The organism is Streptomyces sp. NPDC087844 (assembly GCF_044742785.1).
GTDB lineage: Bacteria > Actinomycetota > Actinomycetes > Streptomycetales > Streptomycetaceae > Streptomyces.
The window spans coordinates 1-22,386 of the sequence record NZ_JBIUVD010000036.1; the positions used below are offsets into that span (position 1 = coordinate 1).

General features: G+C 67.1%; 18 protein-coding genes. 11 read left to right on the forward strand and 7 right to left on the reverse strand.

Features of this window, described 5'->3' with window-relative positions; translation table 11 throughout:
* The first annotated feature begins 519 nt into the window (after positions 1–519).
* Positions 520–888 carry a hypothetical protein gene (locus ACIOKD_RS40080; RefSeq protein WP_402093297.1) on the forward strand — a complete coding sequence of 123 codons (369 nt, stop codon included), beginning with the start codon at positions 520–522 and terminating at the stop codon, positions 886–888.
* Positions 889–901: 13 nt separating this feature from the next.
* Positions 902–3,556: a Helicase associated domain protein gene (locus ACIOKD_RS40085; RefSeq protein ID WP_402093299.1), complete on the forward strand. Its 2,655-nt coding sequence runs from the start codon at positions 902–904 to the stop codon at positions 3,554–3,556.
* Between the two features lie 60 nt (positions 3,557–3,616).
* On the opposite strand, the gene ACIOKD_RS40090 is transcribed toward ACIOKD_RS40085, so the two are convergent.
* The 6 genes from ACIOKD_RS40090 to ACIOKD_RS40115 form a co-directional block, all read right to left on the reverse strand.
* Complete coding sequence (locus ACIOKD_RS40090) at positions 3,617–4,348, reverse strand: TIGR02391 family protein (protein WP_402093301.1); 732 nt, start codon at positions 4,346–4,348, stop codon at positions 3,617–3,619.
* Between the two features lie 117 nt (positions 4,349–4,465).
* Positions 4,466–6,454, reverse strand: a complete 1,989-nt coding sequence (locus ACIOKD_RS40095; protein ID WP_402093303.1) for a DNA recombination protein RecN — start codon at positions 6,452–6,454, stop codon at positions 4,466–4,468.
* Entirely contained in the window at positions 6,451–7,056 is a 606-nt protein-coding gene (locus ACIOKD_RS40100; protein ID WP_402093305.1) for an ABC-three component system middle component 2, read from the reverse strand. The genes ACIOKD_RS40095 and ACIOKD_RS40100 overlap by 4 nt, the downstream gene beginning before the upstream one ends.
* Positions 7,035–8,171, reverse strand: a complete 1,137-nt coding sequence (locus ACIOKD_RS40105; protein ID WP_402093307.1) for a serine/threonine protein kinase — start codon at positions 8,169–8,171, stop codon at positions 7,035–7,037. Before ACIOKD_RS40105 ends, ACIOKD_RS40100 begins: the two co-directional genes overlap by 22 nt.
* Positions 8,172–8,833: 662 nt before the next feature.
* The gene (locus ACIOKD_RS40110; RefSeq protein WP_402093309.1) at positions 8,834–9,655 is read right to left on the reverse strand and encodes a hypothetical protein; all 822 of its coding nucleotides are present in this window, start codon (positions 9,653–9,655) and stop codon (positions 8,834–8,836) included.
* A 110-nt stretch (positions 9,656–9,765) separates the two neighbouring features.
* Positions 9,766–10,080, reverse strand: coding sequence for a PadR family transcriptional regulator (locus tag ACIOKD_RS40115; protein WP_402093311.1), 315 nt, complete (start codon positions 10,078–10,080; stop codon positions 9,766–9,768).
* A gap of 320 nt (positions 10,081–10,400) precedes the next feature.
* Here ACIOKD_RS40115 and ACIOKD_RS40120 point away from each other — a divergent pair, with 320 nt between their 5' ends.
* The 3 genes from ACIOKD_RS40120 to ACIOKD_RS40130 all read left to right on the forward strand — a co-directional run bounded on the left by ACIOKD_RS40120 (position 10,401) and on the right by ACIOKD_RS40130 (position 12,695).
* On the forward strand, positions 10,401–10,607 hold the full coding sequence (locus tag ACIOKD_RS40120) for a hypothetical protein (protein ID WP_402093313.1): 207 nt from the start codon (positions 10,401–10,403) through the stop codon (positions 10,605–10,607).
* Positions 10,608–10,649: 42 nt separating this feature from the next.
* Positions 10,650–10,889, forward strand: a complete 240-nt coding sequence (locus ACIOKD_RS40125; RefSeq protein ID WP_402093315.1) for a hypothetical protein — start codon at positions 10,650–10,652, stop codon at positions 10,887–10,889.
* Positions 10,890–11,582: 693 nt separating this feature from the next.
* On the forward strand, positions 11,583–12,695 hold the full coding sequence (locus ACIOKD_RS40130) for an acetate/propionate family kinase (protein WP_402093316.1): 1,113 nt from the start codon (positions 11,583–11,585) through the stop codon (positions 12,693–12,695).
* Between the two features lie 389 nt (positions 12,696–13,084).
* On the opposite strand, the gene ACIOKD_RS40135 is transcribed toward ACIOKD_RS40130, so the two are convergent.
* Entirely contained in the window at positions 13,085–14,857 is a 1,773-nt protein-coding gene (locus ACIOKD_RS40135; protein ID WP_402093317.1) for a PucR family transcriptional regulator, read from the reverse strand.
* A 540-nt stretch (positions 14,858–15,397) separates the two neighbouring features.
* Between ACIOKD_RS40135 and dnaK the strand changes: the two genes are divergently transcribed.
* Genes dnaK through trxA form a run of 6 tightly spaced genes read left to right on the forward strand, consistent with a single transcriptional unit; the run spans position 15,398 to position 22,343 of the window.
* Entirely contained in the window at positions 15,398–17,296 is a 1,899-nt protein-coding gene (gene dnaK, locus ACIOKD_RS40140) for a molecular chaperone DnaK (RefSeq protein ID WP_402093318.1), read from the forward strand.
* 7 nt (positions 17,297–17,303) lie between these two features.
* Entirely contained in the window at positions 17,304–17,891 is a 588-nt protein-coding gene (locus ACIOKD_RS40145) for a nucleotide exchange factor GrpE (protein WP_383806839.1), read from the forward strand.
* A gap of 6 nt (positions 17,892–17,897) precedes the next feature.
* Complete coding sequence (locus tag ACIOKD_RS40150; protein ID WP_402093320.1) at positions 17,898–18,851, forward strand: DnaJ C-terminal domain-containing protein; 954 nt, start codon at positions 17,898–17,900, stop codon at positions 18,849–18,851.
* Positions 18,848–19,258 (forward strand): chaperone modulator CbpM, encoded by a 411-nt coding sequence (locus ACIOKD_RS40155; RefSeq protein ID WP_329204143.1) that lies wholly within the window; start codon positions 18,848–18,850, stop codon positions 19,256–19,258. Before ACIOKD_RS40150 ends, ACIOKD_RS40155 begins: the two co-directional genes overlap by 4 nt.
* Positions 19,249–21,888, forward strand: a complete 2,640-nt coding sequence (clpB, locus tag ACIOKD_RS40160; RefSeq protein ID WP_402093321.1) for an ATP-dependent chaperone ClpB — start codon at positions 19,249–19,251, stop codon at positions 21,886–21,888. The genes ACIOKD_RS40155 and clpB overlap by 10 nt, the downstream gene beginning before the upstream one ends.
* Positions 21,885–22,343: a thioredoxin gene (gene trxA, locus ACIOKD_RS40165; protein ID WP_329204141.1), complete on the forward strand. Its 459-nt coding sequence runs from the start codon at positions 21,885–21,887 to the stop codon at positions 22,341–22,343. The genes clpB and trxA overlap by 4 nt, the downstream gene beginning before the upstream one ends.
* Positions 22,344–22,386: the final 43 nt, after the last annotated feature.

Genomic DNA, 22,386 nt, shown 5'->3' on the forward strand with positions numbered 1-22,386 from the left:
CCCGCGGAGCGGGTACCACATCGCTGCGCGATGTGCAAGGGAACGCGGTCGCTGCGCTCCCGCTGACCCATGCTGCGCATGGGTGCCTCCTTCCGCTGCGCTCCAGGAGGCGGTGGGGCCTCTAGTCCGGGAGTTGGGGGAGCGCGGGGCGCTCCCGGCGGGTCCGCTGCGCTCCCCCGCCTGACGGTCCTTCCGGCTGCGCCTCCAGAACCGTTGGGGCCCGCTGGCGCGGGCCTGGCTGGCTACCAGGAAGGGGGGTGCTCGTTCGTGTGGTTCTAGTGTATCGCGTGCATCAAGTTAATGCAGCATGTACCTTTGGCGGAAACACGGGACACCCCTATTTGGCTTCTGGAGGAACACTTGGTTGGGCAAGCTCTTCGCGCGGAAATCTCTCGTCATAGCTGGGGCGAGATGGCGTGCGGCTGTGGAATGAGTGCCAAGCATGTCCCGGGCGATTTCCTTACCGCGTTGAGCGGGACTCCCCCTGAGCGAGTAGGCGAAGGTTGGGCGGACAACCACGTGTACGTCCAGTCCAACCTGATGATGCCGGCCGTGGCCGCCGCTTCCATGGTGGCTGCCGCTCTGACTGACCCCCTGATACCGCTCATGTGGCGGCGCAGCCTGATCCAGGTGCTGAGTGCGCTGTGTTCCGGGGAGCAGGACGCTGCCGCGCAGGCGTGTCGTGAGGCTGCTCGGGGGTGCAAGTGGTCGTTGTACGAGGAGATCGGCTCCGGGCGCATGGTTGATGCCGCCGCGTATGCCTTCGAGTTGCTGACGGCCTTGCCTGAGGAGAAGGAAAGGCTCGGGTTCTTCCAGGAAACGTTCCGGCTGAACCTGCCGCAGGATCTCCACCCGGAAAACTTTGACGTGCGCCGTACCGACTGGTGAAAGGATCCTGACGATGCAGAGGATCGCGCTCCGAGAACATCAGGTAGATCAGAAGACAAGTTTCCGAAAGTGGGTAGGATTCCCTGCAAGGTCATCTGTGCCACCGCAGGGTGCCCGGGGCACGATCGTCTCCGCGACCGGCTCAGGCAAGACGATCACGGCCGCCGCGTGTGCTCTGGAGTGCTTTCCAGGCGGGCGAATCCTCGTCACGGTCCCGACCCTGGACCTGCTCGTGCAAACCGCCCAGGCGTGGCGCTTGGTGGGTCACCAGGCCCCGATGGTCGCCGTGTGCTCGCTGGAGAACGACGCGGTGCTCAACTCGCTGGGGGTGCGCACCACCACCAACCCGATCCAGCTCGCCCTGTGGGCCGGGGAGGGGCCGGTCGTCGTGTTCGCCACGTACGCCTCCCTCGTGGACCGCGACGACTTCGACGACCCGATGGGCCAGGGACGCGTTCGCGGGCCATTGGAGGCCGCCCTGGCGGGCGGAGAGCGCCTGTACGGGCAGCAGATGGACGGTTTTTCGCTCGCCATCATCGACGAAGCCCACTCAACCGCGGGCGATCTTGGCAGGCCATGGGCGGCGATCCACGACAACGCCCGCATCCCCGCCGACTTCCGGCTCTACCTGACCGCGACCCCGCGCATCCTCGCCGCGCCCCGGCCGCAGAAAGTCGCGGCCAGCGAGGAACTCGAGATCGCGTCAATGGGCCAGGACTCGGAAACCTACGGGCCGTGGCTGGCGGAGCTCGGGCTCTCGGAGGCGATCGAGCGCGAGATCCTCGCCGGATTCGAGATCGACGTCCTGGAGATCCGCGCCCCCTCCCCCCTCCTCGGGGAATCGGAAGAGACACAGCGAGGCCGGCGCCTCGCTCTGCTGCAGACCGCACTCCTGGAGCACGCCGCAAGGTGGAACCTACGCACCGTCATGACGTTCCACCAGAAGGTCGAGGAAGCCGCCGCGTTCGCGGAGAAGCTGCCCGAGACCGCAGCCGAGCTGTACCTGAATGACGCCTCCGACGAGGACCTGGCGGCCGCGGACCGGCTCCCCGCGTCCTCGATCGACGCGGAGTTCTACGAGCTGGAGGCCGGCCGCCACGTACCCCCGGACCGGGTGTGGTCGGCGTGGCTGTGCGGCGACCACCTCGTCAGTGAGCGGCGCGAGGTTCTGCGGCAGTTCGCCAACGGCATCGACGCGGCCGACCGCCGGGTCCACCGCGCGTTCCTCGCCAGCGTTCGCGTACTCGGAGAAGGCGTCGACATCACCGGCGAGCGGGGAGTCGAAGCCATCTGCTTCGCCGACACCCGCGGCTCCCAGGTCGAGATCGTCCAGAACATCGGCCGCGCGCTCCGCCTCAACCGCGACGGCTCCACGAAAGTCGCACGGATCATCGTGCCGGTGTTCCTGGAGCCGGGCGAAGACCCGACCGACATGGTCGCCAGCGCCTCGTTCCGCCCTCTTGTAGCGGTCCTCCAAGGACTCCGCAGTCACGATGAACGACTCGTCGAGCAGCTCGCCTCCCGCGCCCTCAGCAGCGGGAAGCGCAAGGTGCACGTCCAGCGCGATGAGGACGGACGGATCGTCGGGGCCGTCGGCGGCGAGGACCAGGAGCAGGACGACACTGACGCCGCTGCCGAATCGGCCCTGCTCCACTTCTCCAGCCCGCGCGACGCGTCGACCATCGCCGCGTTCCTGCGCACCCGGGTCTACCGGCCTGAATCCCTGGTGTGGCTCGAGGGCTACCAAGCCCTCCTCCGCTGGCGGAAGGAGAACAAGATCACCGGCCTCTACGCCGTCCCCTACGACGTTGAGGTCGAAGTCGGGGCGACCAAGGCGTTTCCGCTTGGGCGCTGGGTCCACCAGCAGCGGAAAGCCCTGCGGGCAAGTGAGCTGGAGGAGCGGCGCCAGACCCTGCTGGACGCCCCCGAGGCCGGGATGGTCTGGGAACCGGGCGAAGAAGCCTGGGAGAACAAACTCGCCGCGCTCCGGTCCTACCGCCGTGCCACCGGGCACCTCGCCCCACGCCAGGACACGGTGTGGGGCGAGGGCGAGGCAATGGTGCCGGTCGGCCAACACCTGGCTAACCTCCGGCGGAAGGGCGGGCTGGGGAAGGACCCGGAGCGGGCGGAGAAGCGCGCGAAGCAGCTGGCTACGGTCGCCCCGGACTGGAACTGCCCGTGGCCGCTGGACTGGCAGCGCCACTACCGCGTCCTCGCCGACCTCGTCGACGCCGACGGCCACCTCCCCGACATCGCGCCGGGCGTCCTGTTCGACGGCGACGACCTCGGACGATGGCTCGTGCGGCAACGCCAGGCAAGCACCTGGGCGCAGCTGTCCACCGAACAAAAGGAACGGCTGACCGCGTTGGGCGTGCAGCCTGCTGAGGCCCCGTCTCCCAGCCCGGCGGCCGCGCGTACGGCGAAGGGCCCGAGCAAGGCCCAACAGGCATTCCAGCGCGGCCTGGCGGCCCTCGCACAGTGGGTGGAGCGGGAAGGCACGGAGCGGCCCGTGCCGAGGGGGCACAGTGAGCAGATCACAGTCGACGGCGAGGCCGAACCGGTGATCGTCAAACTGGGCGTATGGACATCGAACACCCGGGCAAGGCGCGACAAGCTCAGTGCCGACCAGCTCGCTTCACTCGCCGCGCTGGGCATGGACTGGGCGTAGGAGAAAAAACACGGACTAACGGCCGAGGATCTGGCTACCACCCCCGTCGGCTTGGTCTTGTTACACCGTTTCCACCGTTGCAGCGTCCACCCATCTGGCGAGGATGCTGAAGGCGGCCAGGTGCTCCAGTGCCTCGTTCTCTTCGAGTTCTTCGCCTTCTTCGTGGGCGATTGGATTCCTGATGGCGGAGTAGACCCCTCGGGCGAAGTTGCCAGCCCCGTCGTGCCGGTTCTTGAAAGTGTCGCCTCCGTCGTCAGTGCTCAGCCGGAGGCGCGGGTGGCCGGGAGCGGGAGCGTTGGTGGAGAAGGCGTCACCAAGCAGCCTGGCCTCTGATGCGTCCCGGCGGCCAAGCTTGGCCTGCGATTGAGCGTTGACCGCCCGGGCTGCGGCACCGATTGCCTCACGGAAGTGGCCGCTGCTCCATAGGCCAGCGACGCTGCCCCACACCCACGGGTGCAGCGTGGCCGCGTCCAGTTGGGGAGCGCCGCTTCCCAAGTTCTCCTGTAGTTCCTGTTCGGCTTCTAGCAAGCCGATCGCGCGGTTGGCTGCCTCGCGGTGGCGCCACATCGGCCTTCTGGCCTCTTCCCAGTCGGCAGTCCGCCACGAGGGAAGCACCCTGTCCAGGATCTGTTCGGCGATCTGGGCTGCGGCCTGTACGTCATCCTTCGGGTTAACGAATTGATAGCTACCAGCGGAGATCACTCCTGGCGGGGGGCCGACATGCTTGACGGCTGCGATGGCAAGGAATCTCTTGAGCTTTGCGATCGCCCATTCCCGGTTCATTTGCGTCATGCGCCAATACTCCTCTCGCCTCTGACACTCCGGGCAGGAATGAGCCCGGTGGGCGTGAGCCCGGACTTCAGGTCCTGTCCGGTTTCCGGGCAGGACCTGATTCAAACGGTCTTGTTTTCAGCCCGTCTCGTCATCAATAAGGCCGTAGGGCGGCTCTGCCTCGTCTCGGCTGAAACGAACGATCACACGGTCCTCGATCAGCTCAGGTGGGCTGTTGTCGGCGACGATGACCTGTGCCCCGTTGCCATGACGTGCCAGCCATTGTGTGAGGTGCCGATAGAAGTCGTCGGTGCTGACAGCGTCTGCGATGAGGGTGTCGCGGCCGGTGCCGTGTCCGAGATTCTTCTGCGGGCTGTCGATCATGAGGAAGCCAGGATGCGCTGCCCCGCTCTCGAAGGCAGTTTCGAAGACGGCCAGTTGCCAGGCGAGGGTGATGAGCGTCCTGGCTCCTGAAGATGCCACCTGGTAAGGCTCACCGCGCACACAGGGAGTCAGGTCGTTCGCCACGAGGGCTTGACTCAGTTTGGGGTAATGCCACTCAGCGAGGAGGCGGCCAAACCGGGTGCTGATCTGCCGGAGCACCTCATTTCGGTCCTGAGTGGCGTCACCCAGTTGCGCAAGTTCTTCACGCAGATGACCCAGGTTCGCCTCTTGCCGGCTCACGAGTCCAGCCCGCTTGGCCAGGCCTTCTTGCAGTTTGGACGCAGTATTCAACTGGTCGATCTGACGCGTGGCTACTTCTTTGCGACGATGCAACTCGTCTCGAGCCACCAGGAAGGTGGAGACGGTTGGTGAGGTGGCTTCGTCGAGGGCTTTCGCCGCACGCTGTTCTTCCAAATCGACAATCTGAGCCCGCTGCCTGGCAGAGGACAGCGAGGAATCCAGTTCCTCGATGTATGTAGTGATCTCTTTGAGCCGGGCCTTTGTCGAACGGATCTCAGCCGCGACGTCCAGCTGCTCAGATTCCGCGCTGATGTCGCTGTTCGCAGCTGCACCGAGGGTCAAATTCGGCGCTTGCGGCAAGTCGTGGTCACACATGCTGCAGTGCCCATCGATGACTTGGGGCGAGACCGACAACGGGTTTAGGCAGGCGGGACACGTGCGAACGCGGAGCGGGTCGAACAGCTGCCGCGCTTGAGCGAGCATGCCGAGTTTGAGGAGGTCGTCGGCGTATTGGGCGCGCAGGGGAAGCATGCGTGCAAGCTGTGTTTCTCGGTCACGCAGAACTGCAGAGGCCGTGCGGGCCTCTTGTGCAGCGCGCCGGTGAGTCTGGCGGAGCTCTTCGGCGAAGCTGGTGGCGGCATGGGCTCGCTGGTCCAGTTCTTCAAGCTGCGCGGTGATCGACGCCAACTGGCGCTCAGCACCCAGGCGGGTCTGGGGATCGGTGGCTGGTTCGCTGTCTTGTTCGGCGACAAAGGCGGTGGCTGCGGCTAGCTCGGCACGAGCGCGGTTGAGACGTCCCTCGAGCTGTTTGATGCGTGAGCCGAGTTCCACGGCGCGGTCGTCGTGGACACCGAAGACGACGTCGACGACCTGGCGCAGCTTGTGCTTGCGCGGAGGGCTGTTTTCGAAGAGGAAGTTCTTGTCGGCGACCCGTTCGTTGGGGAGGAAGGTCAGCCACATCAGGTCGCGGATGCTGAGCGGGTCGGTACGTGATTCCGCATCGGTTGGCGCCTCCCGTAGCTCTACGCCTTCCAGATTGCAGTGGCTCAGTAGGAGAGTGGAGAGGCTTTGGGGGTCGCCTGCGGGGGCGAGTACCTTCCGTTCTGCGACAGCCGGGGATGGCTGATCCAGTCGTCCGCGGCGGACGAAGGCCACAGTGGAGGGCTCGCCCACAGCCCGTTCGATGACGTGGGTATCGCCGGAGAGCTCGACTTCCAGCAGGGCCGAGCGGACCTTGCGCAGCACTTCGGGGTGTCTGGGGTGGTTCTTGGCGCCGAGACCGTAGGCGACGAACTCCAGAACGGCTGTCTTACCCGAGCTGAAGGCTCCCGAGATCACAGAGAGATCTTGGATGCGCCCTTCCGAGGTGAAGTCGATGTCGTAGTTGCGACCGATGCCCACCAGGCGCAGACGTCGTACGCGGATGCCATGTGTTTCGGTCATCGGTCATCCTCCGCGAAGGGCTGCTCAAGTGGCTGAAGTACCGCCCGGCCGCGGTCCACGGTTGCAAGGACACTGGCGAGAGCCGAGGCGGGCCGGTTGCTGCCGTCGACCCGCAGCCAGCCTGCGGTCTCCTTGCGCAGGCGGGTGTCACTGAGCCGCCGTAGCTTTCCGACGACCATCTCGGCTGCGGTGGTGAAGGATCTGGCGTAGGTCGTGGTGAGGTGAGCGCTCAGATCGCGTCCGGCAGAGGTGATGCGGTAGACGAGTCCCCCCTGCTCATTCGCGGCACTGCAGCATCCGTAGGCCACCAGCAGGCTCAGGTCATGCTGAATTCGCTCACGGCGGCTGGTGAAGCGCTGTCCCGAGGACGCGTAGGACAGCACCCGCGGGTCGAAGCCTGCCAGACGCAGCAGGGACGCCTCCCGGCTGTCCGGCTCCACCACCAGGAAGGGGTTCGCGGAGAGGAAGTCGTAGTAGGCGATGCGCTCCAGGTTCGCGCCGGGCGGCTTCTGGTTGGCCATGGCGTTCATGAGAAGAAGGAGCTGTGCCAGCCGGAACTGGACTTCGTCCTCCGGCATGACTACCGGACGGTCGGCGTCCACGGCGACTCCTCTTCATCGGTCGGGGGCTCGTGCTGGGGCTGCTGGATGGGCGGATCGGTTTCGGGGTGCGCGGCGGCAACGGTGCGCCAGTGCTTGACCCAGCCTGCCTTTCGGTTGTCCACGAGCCGGTGAACCAGGCCCCACGCGTGCGCTACCTCCAACCTCAGCTGCTTGGGCAACTGAGGGTGCTCCGTCCGTACATCAGCCCAGACCAGACTGTGCAGCTTGCGCAGACTGTCGTCAGCGCAGCACTCGTTGAAGCGGGTCTCCCACACGCCGTGGAGAGTCGCATCGGTGGACACCAAAGCGTTGACCTCCGACGGCACGCCCTTATGGGCAATCTCGCGCGCGACCAGGTCCGCATTGAAGAACTGACGCTTGGCACCATCGAGTTCAAGGTGGCCGGCCTCCCTCATCTGCCTGACGAAGAGCGCAGAGTCGAAGGCAACCGCCTTGTCCTCGTCCACCTCCAGAACGGAGCGACTTTCCTCGGCGGCGGGAGGCACTGCCGTGAACGGTTCGTAGTAGGCGCGGCGCACATGATCAGCTTCCGGAGCCCGCAGTCTGACCGTCAGCTGCGTCTCGTCCCACAAGTCGATGACCAGGTTGTGGGCACGTTCCTGGGTTCTCTTCCACGTGTCCCACCACTTCGCGGTCGGCCCGTCCATGCTGGAAGGAATACACAGGATCCACATCTTCACCGTGTGCCCGTGCTCAGCCGCCTGTTTGATCACCGACTGGAACGACTCTCGGATCGTTCTCTGGTGCGAGGTGCCCGCCGTGACAGGGTGAAAGTACTTGGACTGCCAGACCGTGATGGAGCCGCCCAAGTCGCCGGCGAAGGCATCGATGCCCCAGTCACCCGGGTTGGCCGCGATGGTGCGCGCCCCGGGCATTGTGGCGTTCGCCAGCTCAATGATCATCTTCTCGAAGTCGTCCCGGGCCCCGCCCGATCCACCCGTACGGAGCTGATGGGCCACAAAACTGATCGGCGGCAGACCAGCCGCCATCGCAATGCGTTCCGGCACGCCACCCCCCGCAGGCACCAAACCCACCAGATGCAGGCGGTGCTCTTCTCGTAACGCAAAGTAAAGGACGACGTTAACGCCGATCAACTCTCCCGATCAATAGGAATGGCTCCACCATCTAAAGCTCTGCGCATCGTCCCCGCCGAAGGCGTCGTTGGCGAACCGAGCATGTACGTCTGCCCTAATCGCCGCCGATCGGCTCCCTCGCTCCGTCACGCCGCCGGCTACCCCCACTTCCGCCCTGTCCGAGCGAGCAGCGCGGAGGCCCTTGCCGACGCGCAACCAACCAGACCAGCGCCCCGATCCCCTGAGGCTCCCCGCCCCCTTCCCGTCTCCTCATTTCTCGGCCTGGTGGGGTGTGGGGGTGTGCAGAGGGGGATGTCGGCCCCTCTGGTCGGGCTCTACCGGCCTGGTGACCTGCGGCTACACCGTCAGGCGCCTGAAGGGGTGCGGACAGTTGTCGGCGGGGTTGTGGGCACGGTCGGTGGTGGTGTTCTCGCATCGTGACCGTGGTCGGTCCTCCGTGGTCGCCAGACCGGTCGGGGCCAGCTGCTGCCGTGGCAGACAGGTGCGGCGCCGTGAAGGACGGCGTTACCCGAACTGCAGCGAAGGTACGGCGATTGGTAAACGTGGACGCGGGTGGCGGGCCGTCCACCGTGGTGCAGCTGCCCGACAAAAGACCAGGCTCTTCTGGATCCTGCAAGTGGGTGGACGTAGTGGTGCGCTGAGCCTCGAGGTTGGCGTGGGTGCTATTGGCCGTTGCCTGATGACGAGTTGGCCGTCTCGATACCCCGCAGGCTCTGCAGCCAGCGGATCAGTCCGAACATGGCGATTCCGCAGCCTGTGACCCAGCTCCATCCCTCTGTCAGCAGCACGTGAAGGCCGTCGCGCTGCACGATGTAGATCACCAGTAGAGCTGGTGGTATGGCGACAGCGGTGTCACGCATGCATTTACGGGAGAGCATCCAGTCCACCGGCTTCCACAGTCCGGACAGGAGGTCGTGAGCGCGCATGCGCACGGCGGCGATGAGGAATCCTGCAGCGTGCCTTCTCTGCTCCGGCCAGGTCAGTGTGAGCCCTTCTTCAGGCGAGCCCGTCAAATGGTCTTCCCACTGGCTGGTGTCCCGTTTCGTGCCGGCGATACGGGTAGCCCAGGCCCTCATGGTCCAGGCAGCGGATGAACCGGTGTCGCGTGGGCGGGCCGCCTTCTGCGCGCGGCGGTGTGCGGAGACGAAGTACGTGGCCGAGACGACCACTCCCGTTCCCACGACCCATCCGTAGGCCACTGGAAATGAGAACGAGGGGAGCGGGAGTCCCGCGAGAAGCGCAGCGGCCCCGATGCCGGCCGAGGCCAACAAGGTGGTGTTGACGATCTGGCCCCCAGAGACCGTGATGTCCGTTGTCATTCGGTCGACGAGACTTGCCGGCGGAGGCTCTTCGGACACTTCGACGAGAATACGAGCACCATGAGCGTCCAGCGCGACAACCAGGTACAAGCCGGCCGAGGAACGTAAGACGACAGCGCGACAGTCCTGCAGCAGTCGTCCGGTCGCTCGCTTGCTCACCGCCATGTCCACTTCCTGGAGCAGGCTGCGACGTTGCGCGGACAGTGGAAGGTGGTGCTTCATGACCTGTCGCGCGCGTCGGCTCACCCGTACCTGCGCTGTCCGCGATGACGTACTCACGCAGAACCCCCCGCGAGGTGCAGCTTGAACCGGCGGGCCTGGCGGGCTTCCAGCGCGGCAGTCGCCTGGCTGCGGCCGAGCCCGGTCAAGTCGTAGTAGCGGCGCGCCGGACGGCCAGGATGCGGACTGTTTTCAGTCCGGCTCTCCACCCACTTCCGCTCCTCCAGGCGTTCCAAGATCGGATACACCGTTCCGGGTCCCAGATCCGCCGCGCGACAGATGCTCAGCCCCCAGGCGGGGGCATCAGTCGTGGAGGCGAGCAAGACCTCCAGGACCCCAATGGTCGGCTTCGTCAGCCGCAGTGCACTCATACCCACAGTCGACCATGTATCGAGAACGAAAGGTGGCTGGATGGGGAAACTGGCCGCGCCGGAGGCAAATCTTCTGCGGCTTCGCCACCCGGCCGGCCTCGGTCAGCAAGGGGCGGCATCGCGGCTGCCTGTCGGAGGCGTTCGTGCACGCCCGGGAAGACTTCCTGGAGATACTCCCTCGGCTGGAGAGCAGAGCCTGCCACGGGCGATCACTGGCTGACCAAAGCTTCGTTGTACGGCTTCCAACTGGGTGACCTAGCGGTATGGCCATCAGCGGAGGTGCTCGTCCAAGGTGGGGCCGGTGAGCGACAAGTACCCCATTGAGATCGCTGACGAGATGCGCCAGGCCATGGACACGGCGCGGCCGCGAGGGCCTGCAGAAGGACCTGCACACCCTCGCGGCCAACATCCGGGCCGACGCCGAAGGCCGGTACGACGGCGCGGAGCCCGGGTGGCAGGCCGGAGTCGAGTGGACGCTGCTGTGGATCGAAAACACCGCCAGCCAGCTGACCGAGGGCAGTTCATAACCAGCAGGACAGCATCAGAGCTCTTCTTGGAAGGGATCCGGTATGACGTGGATGCTGCCGGAGCCGATGCTGAGCACTCCCGTACCCCGGCCTGATCTGCGGCCGGGCTGGGCGGGTGAGCCGAAGTGGGACGGCTTCCGCGCCCAGCTCGCCGTGCACGCGGGCGGGCGGGTGCTGCTGCGCTCGAGGCAGGGAACGGACATGACGGCCTCGTTCCCCGAAATCCGGGCCGCGGCGCTCGCGCAGCTGCCGGCGGACACCGGGCTCGACGGTGTTATGTGACCTGCGCGTATGTCTCAGCGGGTTGGTGTCTCACCTTCCGGGGCCCCGGGATGACGCGGATGTAGGCCCAGTTCTCGTATAGCTGCATCCAAGTGGCGAGTAACGCTGAGTAACTACACGGGTTGCGGTCGCGCTACTGAAGGCGGGCGTAGGGCGCGGGCAGGTCACTCTCCGAGGGCGCTGACGCGGTTTTCGTACTCGCGGCGGACCCTGCCAACCCAGCTACAACCGCCCGTCGATCCAGCCACTCACCGGTGACGCCCTGCCCGTCTGGTCCGGTGAGAAACCGGCGGCGTCAGCGACGCCAGCAGTTCCGCCGCCCGGTCTCCGGCCGGGCGATCTAAAGGATCATGCAGGTGGTGGCCTGGGCGATCAGTTGGGTCCTTCGGCTACATGGATCAGTGGCCGTGCACACCGCGGCGTGGGCCTTCATGGACGAAGGTGTGGCCAGGGGGGGGCTGCCCTCCTGTTCCGTTGCCCTACATCGGCCGTAGCGGCGATTGGAAGTCGCCAGTGGGTCCGAGCGCCCTGCTGATCGGTACGCCGATTGCTGGTCTGCCGGGCTCGCTTGGCGCACCGTCCTGTTTCCAGTGCGATCGGATCGGGTACTCAGTGCCGGGTCGTGGAAGCCCGCTACGAAAGTCATGAAACTCTTTCGAGGGATGTTTGCGGAACGAGGGAGAGGATCGGTGTGTGCGCACACGAACCAGCCCGGTACTGGTGACTGACGCGGGGTCATCGAGCCTGCGTCTGACGGTCTTCGGGGACGGTGGTCAAGTCCTTAACGAACACCACAGTGACTCTCCGCCTGACGAGGGGGCAACCGGATCGCTGCGGCAGTTACTGAAGGAAGGGCCGGCTCCTGCAGCTGTGGGTCACCGCATCGTCCACGGCGGATCGGAGCTGCGCAGCCACACACTGCTTGACGACGATGTGCGTGCCCGCCTGGACCGGGTGGCAGACCTCGCGCCGTTGCACGTCCCGCAAGCATTGACCGTTCTGGATGCGGCTCGGGACCTACTGCCGGGAGTTCCCCACGTCGCCTGCTTCGATACCGTCTTCCACGCCGGCTTGCCAGTTGCGGCAAGGGAGTACGCGGTACCTTCCAGTTGGCGCGATGAGTACGGTCTGCGCCGCTACGGCTTCCACGGTCTGTCCTACGCCTGGGCGCTGGCCCGCACCGCTGAACTCCTCGGCCGCCGTCCCGAGCAGCTGCACCTGGTGATCGTGCACCTTGGCGGTGGCTGCTCCGCCTGCGCGGTGCGTGATGGGCGCAGCGTCGACACGACTATGGGCTTTACGCCCTTGGAGGGTCTGGTGATGAGTCGCCGCAGCGGCAGCGTCGACCCTGGCGCCCTGACCTGGCTGATCACACGGAAGAATGTGTCTGCGAACGAGATCGAGGACGCTCTGAACCACAGGTCCGGTCTGCTCGCCCTCTCCGGCACTTCGGACGATACGCGCGACCTGGTCCGCAGCCGGGCGGCCGGCGACGAGCGCGCCGCACTCGCCCTTGACGTCTTCACCCACCAGTGCCGCCGCGGCATCGCCGGCATGGCCGCATCCTTGAGCCGCCTGGACGCTCTCGTTTTCACCGGCGAGATCGGCGAGGACCAGCCTGAGGTGCGTGAAGAGGTGTGCGCCGGACTGTCTGTGTTCGGCCTCACGGGCGGCCTGCGACCACTCGTCGCCGAACGTCCCGAAATCATCAGCGAGCCCGGCGCGCGAGTTCCCGTCGTGGTCGTCCCCACCGGAGAGGCTCAGCAGATCAACATTGAGACCCGGGCTCTCTTGGCTCACCGCTGAGGCGGGCCGACGCCACCGCCACGTCGGCGTCCGGAGTTCACACAGGGCCGGACGCTTGCGGGGATATCCGATGCTTCGAAGAAGCCGAGGGATCAGGCATGACGAGAGTGCCGGTCAAACGGCGGCCACGATGTGCCAGCTCTTTTGCACGTGTTCTATGAACATTGCTCAGTCTGGGGTCGTGCGCTGCTGCCGCTCTCGCAACCAGCAGACAGCGCAGGCGTCGTGGGCAGCGGGCGAACACGCTGCTGCGCAGTCACGAGACCGGCGGGGGCGGAAGCGCGCGGCCCGCCTGCATCCGACGCCCGGTCGCACGCATCGCGGTCGAGGGAGCTGGACCTCCGTTCTCCAGGGCGGGTGCTGCGCTTGCCCAGCTCTTACACAAGCCCTCAGCCGGATCCGCCCAGCACGATCTTCCACACTCGGGTCGCCACCTGGAGGTTGAGCCGGTCCTCGACGTTCGCGAGGTCGTTGCCGCTGATGTCGCGGATGCGCTGAAGTCTGTAGCGCAGCGTGCTGCGGTGGATGGCGAGGGATGCGGCGGTCTCGTCGTAGTTGCCGCCGCAGTCGAAGTACCGGGCCAGGGTCTCCGTCATGGCGGAGTTGTGTCGGGCGTCGTAGTCGATGAGTCGCCCGAGCCACTCGCGGACGAACGCCTCCAGTTCCCGGTAATCGTTGCCAGGCCCCAGGATGCGGTAGAGGCCGAGTTCGTCGAAGAACGTCGTGCCGTATCGCTTGCGGGAGTGGCGGCGCACTTCCAGGGCGCGCTGCGCCTCCTGATAGCGCTGGGGGATGTCATCGGGGGAATCGCACCGGGCGCTCACGCCGATGGTTCCGGACGGTGTTCCCGTCTCCAGGGTGAGCGCGTCGTACAGCGCTCGGGCGTGCGGCCTCTCATCAGCGAGCAGGACCACGTTCTCGCCACGTCGGGTCAGCAGTGAGCGCATGCCCACGGCAGAGGCCGCTCGGCCCACGGTCTGCGCGAAGGAATCGTCCGTCCGGTCCGACCACTGCACCACGACGATGTAGTGGTTGCGGTGCAGGTCGTGTCCGACGGCCTCGGACCGGGCGTAGGCGCTGGTCTCGTCCGTTCCTGCCAGTAGGTCGTCGGCCAGTTCGCGGTGCAGCCTCAGTTCCACTTCGGCCAGGTTGCGCAGGTGCGCCAGCTCCGGGGCGAGCGACGTGGCGGCCTGTTCCAGCGCGAGCACGGTGTGCTCGTCTGCCTCGCCGTGGGGGTCGACCAGAGCCAGCGTGCCCAGGATCTCGCCGTGCGGGCGGACCAGAGTGATCAGTCGGTCCTTGATCCGCGCCGGCCCGGCCTCCCGGCCAACGGCGTTCAACAGTTCGTCCTGGCGCACGGGGTCCGGTTCCGGATAGGGGTCGGGTCGGCTGGGGCCGGCCCAGGACCTCAGCCGGCCGAAGCGGTCCTCGACCAGAGCGGGGAGTCCAGTCAGCCCGTGCAGGGCGTGGGTGACGGCCTCCTCTGCATCGCCCGAGGCAGCGACTTTGGCCATGCGTGCGTGAACGGTTCGCCGGTACGCCAGCTCAGCTACGACGGCGATCAGCTGCCGCTGGAGGGTTGCGCGTTCCTCCCTGAGCCGGTCCAGCTCCAGGACCGCCTCGCGACGGCGGCGGTGTGCGACCGCGACTGACAGCGCAGCAGCGGTGTGCCTGACGAGTGTGGCGAGCAGGAACCGCTGGGCTTCGGTGGGCCGGGAGCGGGACGTCACTACAAGGTAACCGTGGAGTCCCTCAAGTCCGCGCAGTCCCAGGGCCCGGCCCCGGGGCCTGCCGGGCACGGTGACAGGACCGTCCTGTCCGGCCAGCTCCCGCACCCTCCGGCCCACGGCCAAGGCATGATTCTTCCGGTTCCTCGGGCTGGGGACGAGGTCACCGTCCGCTTCGAGGTAGCCGGCCTCGGCGCTGTACGGCCCGATGGCGGCTATGTGGTCCATGGCCAGGCGCAGGATCTCGCTCTCATCCGGGGTGTCGAACAGGGTGCAGGACAGCAGCGTGAGTTCGTGGAGGGCGTGGTCGGTGGGGGGCTGAGCAGGGCGGTGGGGCTCTCCGCGCGCGGCCGCGGGGGCCCGCCGGGAGCTGTCCCGCGACATACTGCCCTCTCGGTCGGAGCGGTACAGGTTGTGCGACCGGCTCCTGGCCATGGGATCACTCCCGAGCCCTCAGAGGGCGAGACGAGCGGTGTTTCGGCCACCCGCTCGCGAACCACCCCGTGCGATATATCCGTATTTCCACTCTAGTGCTCCTAGGGTGACCGGGCTCGTGAACTTCTGGCCGGCCAGGCGCAGGCGTGGAACCACGCGGTTCGCCATGCTGGGATGCGTTCGAAGTCCTCCGCGTGCAAACCGGCACCAGGGGCAGGGCGACGCCGGAGCTGAATTACACGTCGGCTGCCCTGTACGAGGCGCACGGTCTGCCTGTTCGGGCCAGTGAACCGGCTGAGCCCCGCCGCGTCGGCCTTGTTCCTCGCGCTTGCGGCTGTTCGGCATTCTCTTGCTGTTGCGCGCCGTGCTGGTGCGGTTGCCGGAGTTGTACTTCGCTCCGCTCGACGAACCCGAGCCGGTGCGAGGTGGTCGCGGCGACGCAGTACCTGGCGCCGCGGGCCATTCGCGGAGGTCCTATCCGTACCTGAACGAAAGTGAACCGGGAATCGGCGCAGGCCGCACCACCGGGAGGAGTTCCTCATGGCCAGGGCAGTGGGTATCGACCTGGGTACCACCAACTCGGTGATCGCCGTGTGGGAGGGTGGCGAGCCGTCCGTTGTGCCCAACACCGAGGGCAACCGAACGACACCGTCCGTGGTGGCCTTCACCGACACCGGGGAGCGCCTGGTGGGCCAGATGGCCCGGCGCCAGGCGATCCTCAACCCCAAGGGCACCATCTACTCGGCCAAGCGATTCATCGGCCGGCACTTCGATGAGATTTCGGACGAGGCGAAAGCGGTAGCGTACGACGTCGTCGAAGGCGACGGCGGAGCGGCCCGCTTCAAGGTGCGGGACAAGCTGTACGCGCCTGAGGAGATCAGCGCACAGGTGCTGCGCAAACTCGCCGACGACGCCTCCAAGCAGATGGGGGAGCGCGTCACGGAGGCGGTCATCACGGTGCCCGCCTACTTCAACGACGCCCAGCGCACCGCCACCAAGGATGCCGGTCGGATCGCAGGTCTGGAGGTGCTGCGGATCATCAACGAGCCGACGGCTGCCGCTCTCGCGTACGGCATAGACAAGAAGGAGCACGAGACCGTCCTCGTCTTCGACCTGGGCGGCGGCACCTTCGACGTGAGCATCCTCGATGTCGGCGACGGCGTGGTGGAGGTGCGCTCCACCGCCGGGGACAGCCACCTGGGCGGCGACGACTTCGACCGGCGCCTGGTCGACCATCTCGCAGACGGCTTCCAGAAGGAGAACGGCATCGACCTGCGGAATGACCCGCAGGCGCTGCAACGACTGTTCGAGGCGGCGGAGAAGGCCAAGACCGAGCTCAGTTCTGTGACGCAGACGCAGGTCAGCCTGCCGTTCATCACCGCCGACGCCGCGGGCCCCAAACACCTCACCGACTCCGTCATGCGGTCCACATTCGAGCAGATCACCGGCGACCTCGTGGAACGGTGCCTGGAGCCGGTCCAGCAGGCAATGGCCGACGCCAAGGTCGGTGAGAGCGACCTAGACGAGGTCATCCTCGTAGGCGGCTCCACACGCATACCAGCGGTCCAGGCCCTGGTCCGCCGGCTGACCGGCGGCAAGGACCCCAACATGAGCGTCAACCCCGACGAAGTCGTGGCCCTGGGCGCCGCGATCCAGGCCGGGGTACTCAAGGGCGAGGTCAAGGACGTCCTGCTGCTCGATGTCACACCCCTGTCGCTGGGCGTCGAGACGCGCGGCGGGGTCATGACCAAGATCATCGAGCGGAACACCACCATCCCGGTGCGGCGTACCGAGACGTTCTCCACCGCCGAGGACAACCAGCCGGCGGTCGATGTGGTGGTCCTCCAGGGTGAGCGCGAGCGTGCTGCCGACAACCGCGTGCTCGGCCGGTTCCAGCTCACCGACATCCGGCCGGCGCCGCGAGGCGAACCCCAGATCGAGGTCACCTTCGACATCGACGCCAACGGCATCCTCAATGTCAAGGCGCGCGACGGGGACACCGGCAAGGAACAGGGCATCACCATCAGCGAAAGCTCCAACCTGGACCGCAGTGAGGTCGAGCGCATGGTCCAGGAGGCCGAGAGCAACCAGGGCCAGGACCGAGAGCTCCGCGAGGCTGTAGACGCACGCAACGAGCTCGACGCCGTCGCGTACCAGGTCGAGAAGCGCCTCGCCGAACTGGGCGACGCAGCCCCCGCGCACGAGAAGGCGCGCGCCGAGATGCTCGTCTCCGATGCCCGGGCGGCGGTCAAGGAAGAGGCAGGCGTGGAGCGTGTGCGGCCACTGGCCTCCGAACTCCAGCAGGTCCTCGCCGGACTGGCTGCCCAGCAGGGTGCCACCGCCACGGGAGGCCCGGGCCAGGACGCCGCCACCGGCGCTCCCCCGAGTGGTGGCAACGATGACGACGATGTCATCGACGCCGAGTTCGACAAGGGTTGAGGCCGCCATGCCCCGACACCCCCACGAACCCGAAACGGCCCCGGAAGGCGCCGCAGGCCCTCCCCGCGAGGACTCGCATGAACCCGCCCCGCCTCTCCGGCCGCAAACGACAAACGACGAAACGGGACCCGACGTGGTCGGCCCCGCACCCGCGGAGGACGAGTACACAGCCGCGATGAAGGAACTGGAGGACCGCTGGCGGCGCGCGCTCGCCGACCTCGACAACCTGCGCAAGCGTCACGCCAAGGAACTGGAGCGGGAGCGGACGGTGGAGCGTTCCCGTACGGCTGCCGCCTTCCTGCCCGTCCTGGACAACCTCGAACTCGCCCTGTCCCACGCCGACGCCGATTCGGACGCGGTCGTGGAAGGCATCCGGACAGTCCGCGACCAGGCGGTGAACGTCCTCGAACTGCTCGGCTACCCGCGGCACGCGGAGACCGGCGTCGCCTTCGACCCGGCCCGGCACCAGGCGGTCAGCGTGGTCGATGACCCCGACGTCGAGCCGGGCACCGTCGTGCAGGTGCTGCGCCCGGGCTACGGCGACGGCGATCGGCAGCTCAGGCCCGCCACCGTGACTGTCGCGAAGCGGGAGTGATCTGTCATGGCACGGGACCCCTACGAAGTGCTGGGAGTGTCGCGGACCGCGAGCCAGGACGAGATCCAGCAGGCATATCGCAAGCTCGCCCGCAAACACCATCCCGACGTCAACAAGGACCCGGCGGCGGAGGAACGCTTCAAGGACCTCAACGAGGCATACAGCGTGCTGTCCGACCCGAAGACCCGGGCACGCTACGACCGCTTCGGCGAAGACTTCCGCAAGATCCCCGAAGACTTCGACGACCGGGTCGCGGCCGGAGCGGGTGGCGGATTCCGTACCCGGCGGACCGCAGGCGCGGGCGGCCCCGGCGTCCGGTACGCCACCGGCTTCGGCGATGGATTCTCAGCCGAGGATGTCGACATCGAGGATCTGCTCGGCTCGCTCTTCGGCGCAGGCGCCGGCTCCGCAGGAGTACCGGGAGCCGACCAGGAGGCCGAACTGCCGCTCACCCTCGAGGAGGCGTACAAGGGCGGCCGCCGTACCGTCACACTCGCAGGACCCACCGGGCAGCCGCGGCGCTACGAGGTCGACGTCCCGCCGGGCGTCACCGACGGGCAGCGCATCCGGCTGGCGGGAGAGGGAGGGCGGGGCAGTGGTGCCGCACCTGCGGGCGACCTGCACCTGCGGGTGAGGATTCAGTCCCATCCTCGGTTCCGGCTGGACGGCCGCGATGTCCACGTGCAGGTCCCGGTCACCCCCTGGGAGGCGGCCCTGGGCGCGACCGTGCCGGTGCCCACCCCCGGCGGTGGCACAGCCAAGGTCACGGTGCCTGCCGGCTCGTCCACCGGCCGTCGGCTGCGGCTGCGCGGCGAGGGCATGCCGAACCCGCGCGGTGCGAACGGCGACCTGTACGCCGAACTCCGCGTCATGGTGCCACCCACGCTTGGCGACCGGGAGCGTGAACTGTTCGAGGAGCTCGCCGCGACCTCCTCGTTCGACCCCAGGAGGACGCGATGAACGACCGACCCACGGGAACGGCAGGCATCGGCCGGTCCGGTGCAGGCGACCGTCCGGTACAGCCGGTCACCTATGTCGCCACCGCTTCGACGGCTGTCCGGTATGCGCTCGTTCCCACCCCGAGACTTTCCTTGGAGGCCGTGGCCCGTCGATCGGGTCTCCATCCTGATCTGGTCCGCCGGTTCGTCGCCCTCGGGCTGGTCGACGCCGAACGCGACGCCGCCGGCCACCTGGTTTTCGACCGCGACGCCCCAGCGGCACTTGCCCGCATCCAGCGGCTGCGCTCCGGACTCTGCCTCAATTACGCATCCATCGGCCTGGTGCTCGACCTGCTCGACCGCATCAGCCTGCTCGAAACCGCCCTGCGCGCCCGCGGCACGAGGAGTGATACACCCCCATGGACATGAACCGTCTCACACAGAAATCCCAGGAAGCCCTCCAGGAGGCCCAGACCGAGGCCGGCCGCATGGGGCAGACCGAAGTGGACGGAGAACACCTGCTGCTCGCACTCCTCGATCAGGAGGACGGTCTGATCCCACGGCTGCTGCAACAGGCCGGAACCGAGCCGGAGAAACTGCGCGCGGCCGTGCGCGAGGAAGTCTCCCGCCGCCCGAAGGTCACCGGCCCCGGTGCGGCACCCGGCCAGGTCTTCGTCACACAGCGCCTCGCCGGCCTGCTCGACGCCGCTGAACGGGAGGCCAAACGCCTCAAGGACGAGTACGTGTCCGTGGAGCACCTCCTGCTCGCCCTGGCTGAAGAGGGGGCATCAACAGCCGCCGGACGTCTGCTCAACCAGGCCGGGATCACGAGGGACTCGTTCCTGGGCGCGCTGACCCAGGTCCGCGGCAACCAGCGCGTCACCTCCGCCAATCCCGAGGTGGCCTACGAGGCTCTGGAGAAGTACGGCCGCGATCTCGTCGCCGAGGCCAAGGAAGGCAGGCTCGACCCGGTCATCGGCCGGGACGCCGAGATTCGCCGCGTCACCCAGATCCTGAGCCGCAAGTCCAAGAACAATCCGGTTCTCATCGGAGACCCCGGTGTCGGCAAGACCGCCATCGTCGAGGGCCTCGCCCAGCGCATTGTCCGCGGCGACGTCCCTGAGGGCCTTCGCGACAAGATCGTGTTCGCCCTCGACTTGGGCTCCCTGGTCGCCGGCGCCAAGTACCGAGGCGAGTTCGAGGAACGCCTCAAGGCCGTGCTCAGCGAGGTCAAGGCTGCACAAGGCGGCATCTTGCTCTTCGTCGACGAACTGCACACCGTCGTCGGTGCGGGCGCCGCCGAAGGAGCCATGGACGCGGGGAACATGCTCAAGCCGATGCTCGCCCGCGGCGAACTGCACATGATCGGCGCCACCACCCTCGACGAGTACCGCAAACACATCGAAAAGGACGCAGCCCTCGAACGACGGTTCCAACAGGTCCTGGTCGACGAGCCCAGCCTGGAGGACGCTATCTCCATCCTGCGCGGACTGCGTGAGCGCCTGGAGGTCTTTCACGGCGTCAAGATCCAGGACACCGCGCTGGTCTCCGCCGCCACCCTCAGCCACCGCTACATCACCGATCGATTCCTGCCCGACAAGGCCATCGACCTCGTCGACGAGGCATGCGCCCGGCTGCGTACCGAGATCGACTCCATGCCTGCCGAACTCGACGAGATCACCCGCCGCGTCACCCGCCTGGAGATCGAGGAAGCCGCCCTCTCCAAAGAGACTGACCCCGCCAGCAAAACCCGCCTGGAGGAACTGCGCAAGGAACTGGCCGACCTCCGCGGAGAGGCCGACGCCAAACACGCCCAGTGGGAGGCCGAACGGCAGGCGATCCGGCGTGTGCAGGAACTGCGCCAGGAACTGGAGCAGGTTCGCCACGAGGCGGAGGAAGCCGAACGCGCCTACGACCTCAACCGCGCCGCCGAACTCCGATACGGCCGCCTCCAGGACCTGGAGCGCCGACTCGCAGCGGAGGAGGAGCAGCTGGCCACCAGGCAGGGACAAAACCGGTTGCTGCGCGAGGTGGTCACCGAAGAAGAGATCGCCGAGATCGTCGCCGCCTGGACCGGCATCCCGGTCGCCCGCCTGCAGGAGGGTGAACGCGACAAGCTGCTGCGCCTCGACGAGATCCTTCGCGAGCGTGTCGTCGGCCAGGACGAGGCCGTCCAGCTCGTCGCCGACGCGATCATCCGCGCCCGCTCCGGCATCCGCGACCCTCGCCGCCCCATCGGTTCCTTCATCTTCCTCGGCCCCACCGGCGTAGGAAAGACCGAGCTGACCAAGACTCTCGCCCGGGCGCTGTTCGACTCCGAGGAGAACATGGTCCGCCTCGACATGAGTGAGTACCAGGAGCGGCACACCGTCAGCAGGCTCATGGGCGCACCACCCGGATACGTCGGCTACGAGGAAGGCGGCCAGCTCACCGAGGCCGTACGCCGCAAGCCGTACTCGGTGGTGCTGTTCGACGAGATCGAGAAGGCACACAGCGACGTCTTCAACACCCTGTTGCAGATCCTCGATGACGGCCGCATCACCGACGCTCAGGGCCGCACCGTCAACTTCCGCAACACCGTGATCATCATGACGTCCAACATCGGCTCCGAGCACCTCCTCGACGGCGCGACCGCCGAGGGTGAGATCAAGCCTGACGCCCGCGCCCTGGTGATGGGCGAACTGCGCGGGCACTTCCGTCCGGAGTTCCTCAACCGCGTCGATGACATCGTGCTGTTCAAGCCGCTCGGTGAGCGGCAGATCGAACGAATCGTGGAGCTGCAGTTCGACGAACTGCGGCAGCGGCTCGCGGAACGTCGCATCAACGTAGAACTCACCGATGCGGCCCGAGAGCTGATCTCCCACCAGGGCTACGATCCGGTGTACGGGGCCCGGCCGCTACGGCGATACATCTCCCACGAGGTCGAGACGCTGGTCGGGCGCGCCCTTCTGCGCGGCGACGTCCAGGACGGCGCGACGGTCCGCGTCGACGCCGAACACGGCGAGCTGGTGGTCACCTACGACCAGCAGGAAGAGGCCCGGGAAGCGAGGGCAGCGTGAACACCACCCGTACAACGACGGTGACCTGCCCACACTGCGGGCGCGGCAACCGCATTCCTGTTGCCGCTGAGGGACGCCCCAAATGCGGCCACTGCAAGCAGCCACTGCCCTGGGTCGTCGACGCCGGCGACGACGACTTCACCGAAGTCGCCGACAACGCCGTCCAACCTGTCGTCGTCGACCTCTGGGCCACCTGGTGCGGCCCCTGCCGCATGGTCAGCCCCGCCCTTGAACAGGTCGCCCGCGACCTTGCCGGACGGATCAAGCTCGTCAAAGTCGACATTGACAAGAACCCAGGAGTCAGTCGGCGGTTCGAGGTCCAAGCAGTGCCCACGCTGCTCGTCCAAGACCGAGGCGAGACGGTGGCCCGACAGGCCGGTGCCGCACCGGCGCACGTCCTGCGTCAGTGGGTCGAACAGGCCCTGGAAGGACGGCAGACCACCGCGGGTCGGTGAGTCGGCATGGCCCGGCCACCACAAGGGCTCTCCGGTAACGAAA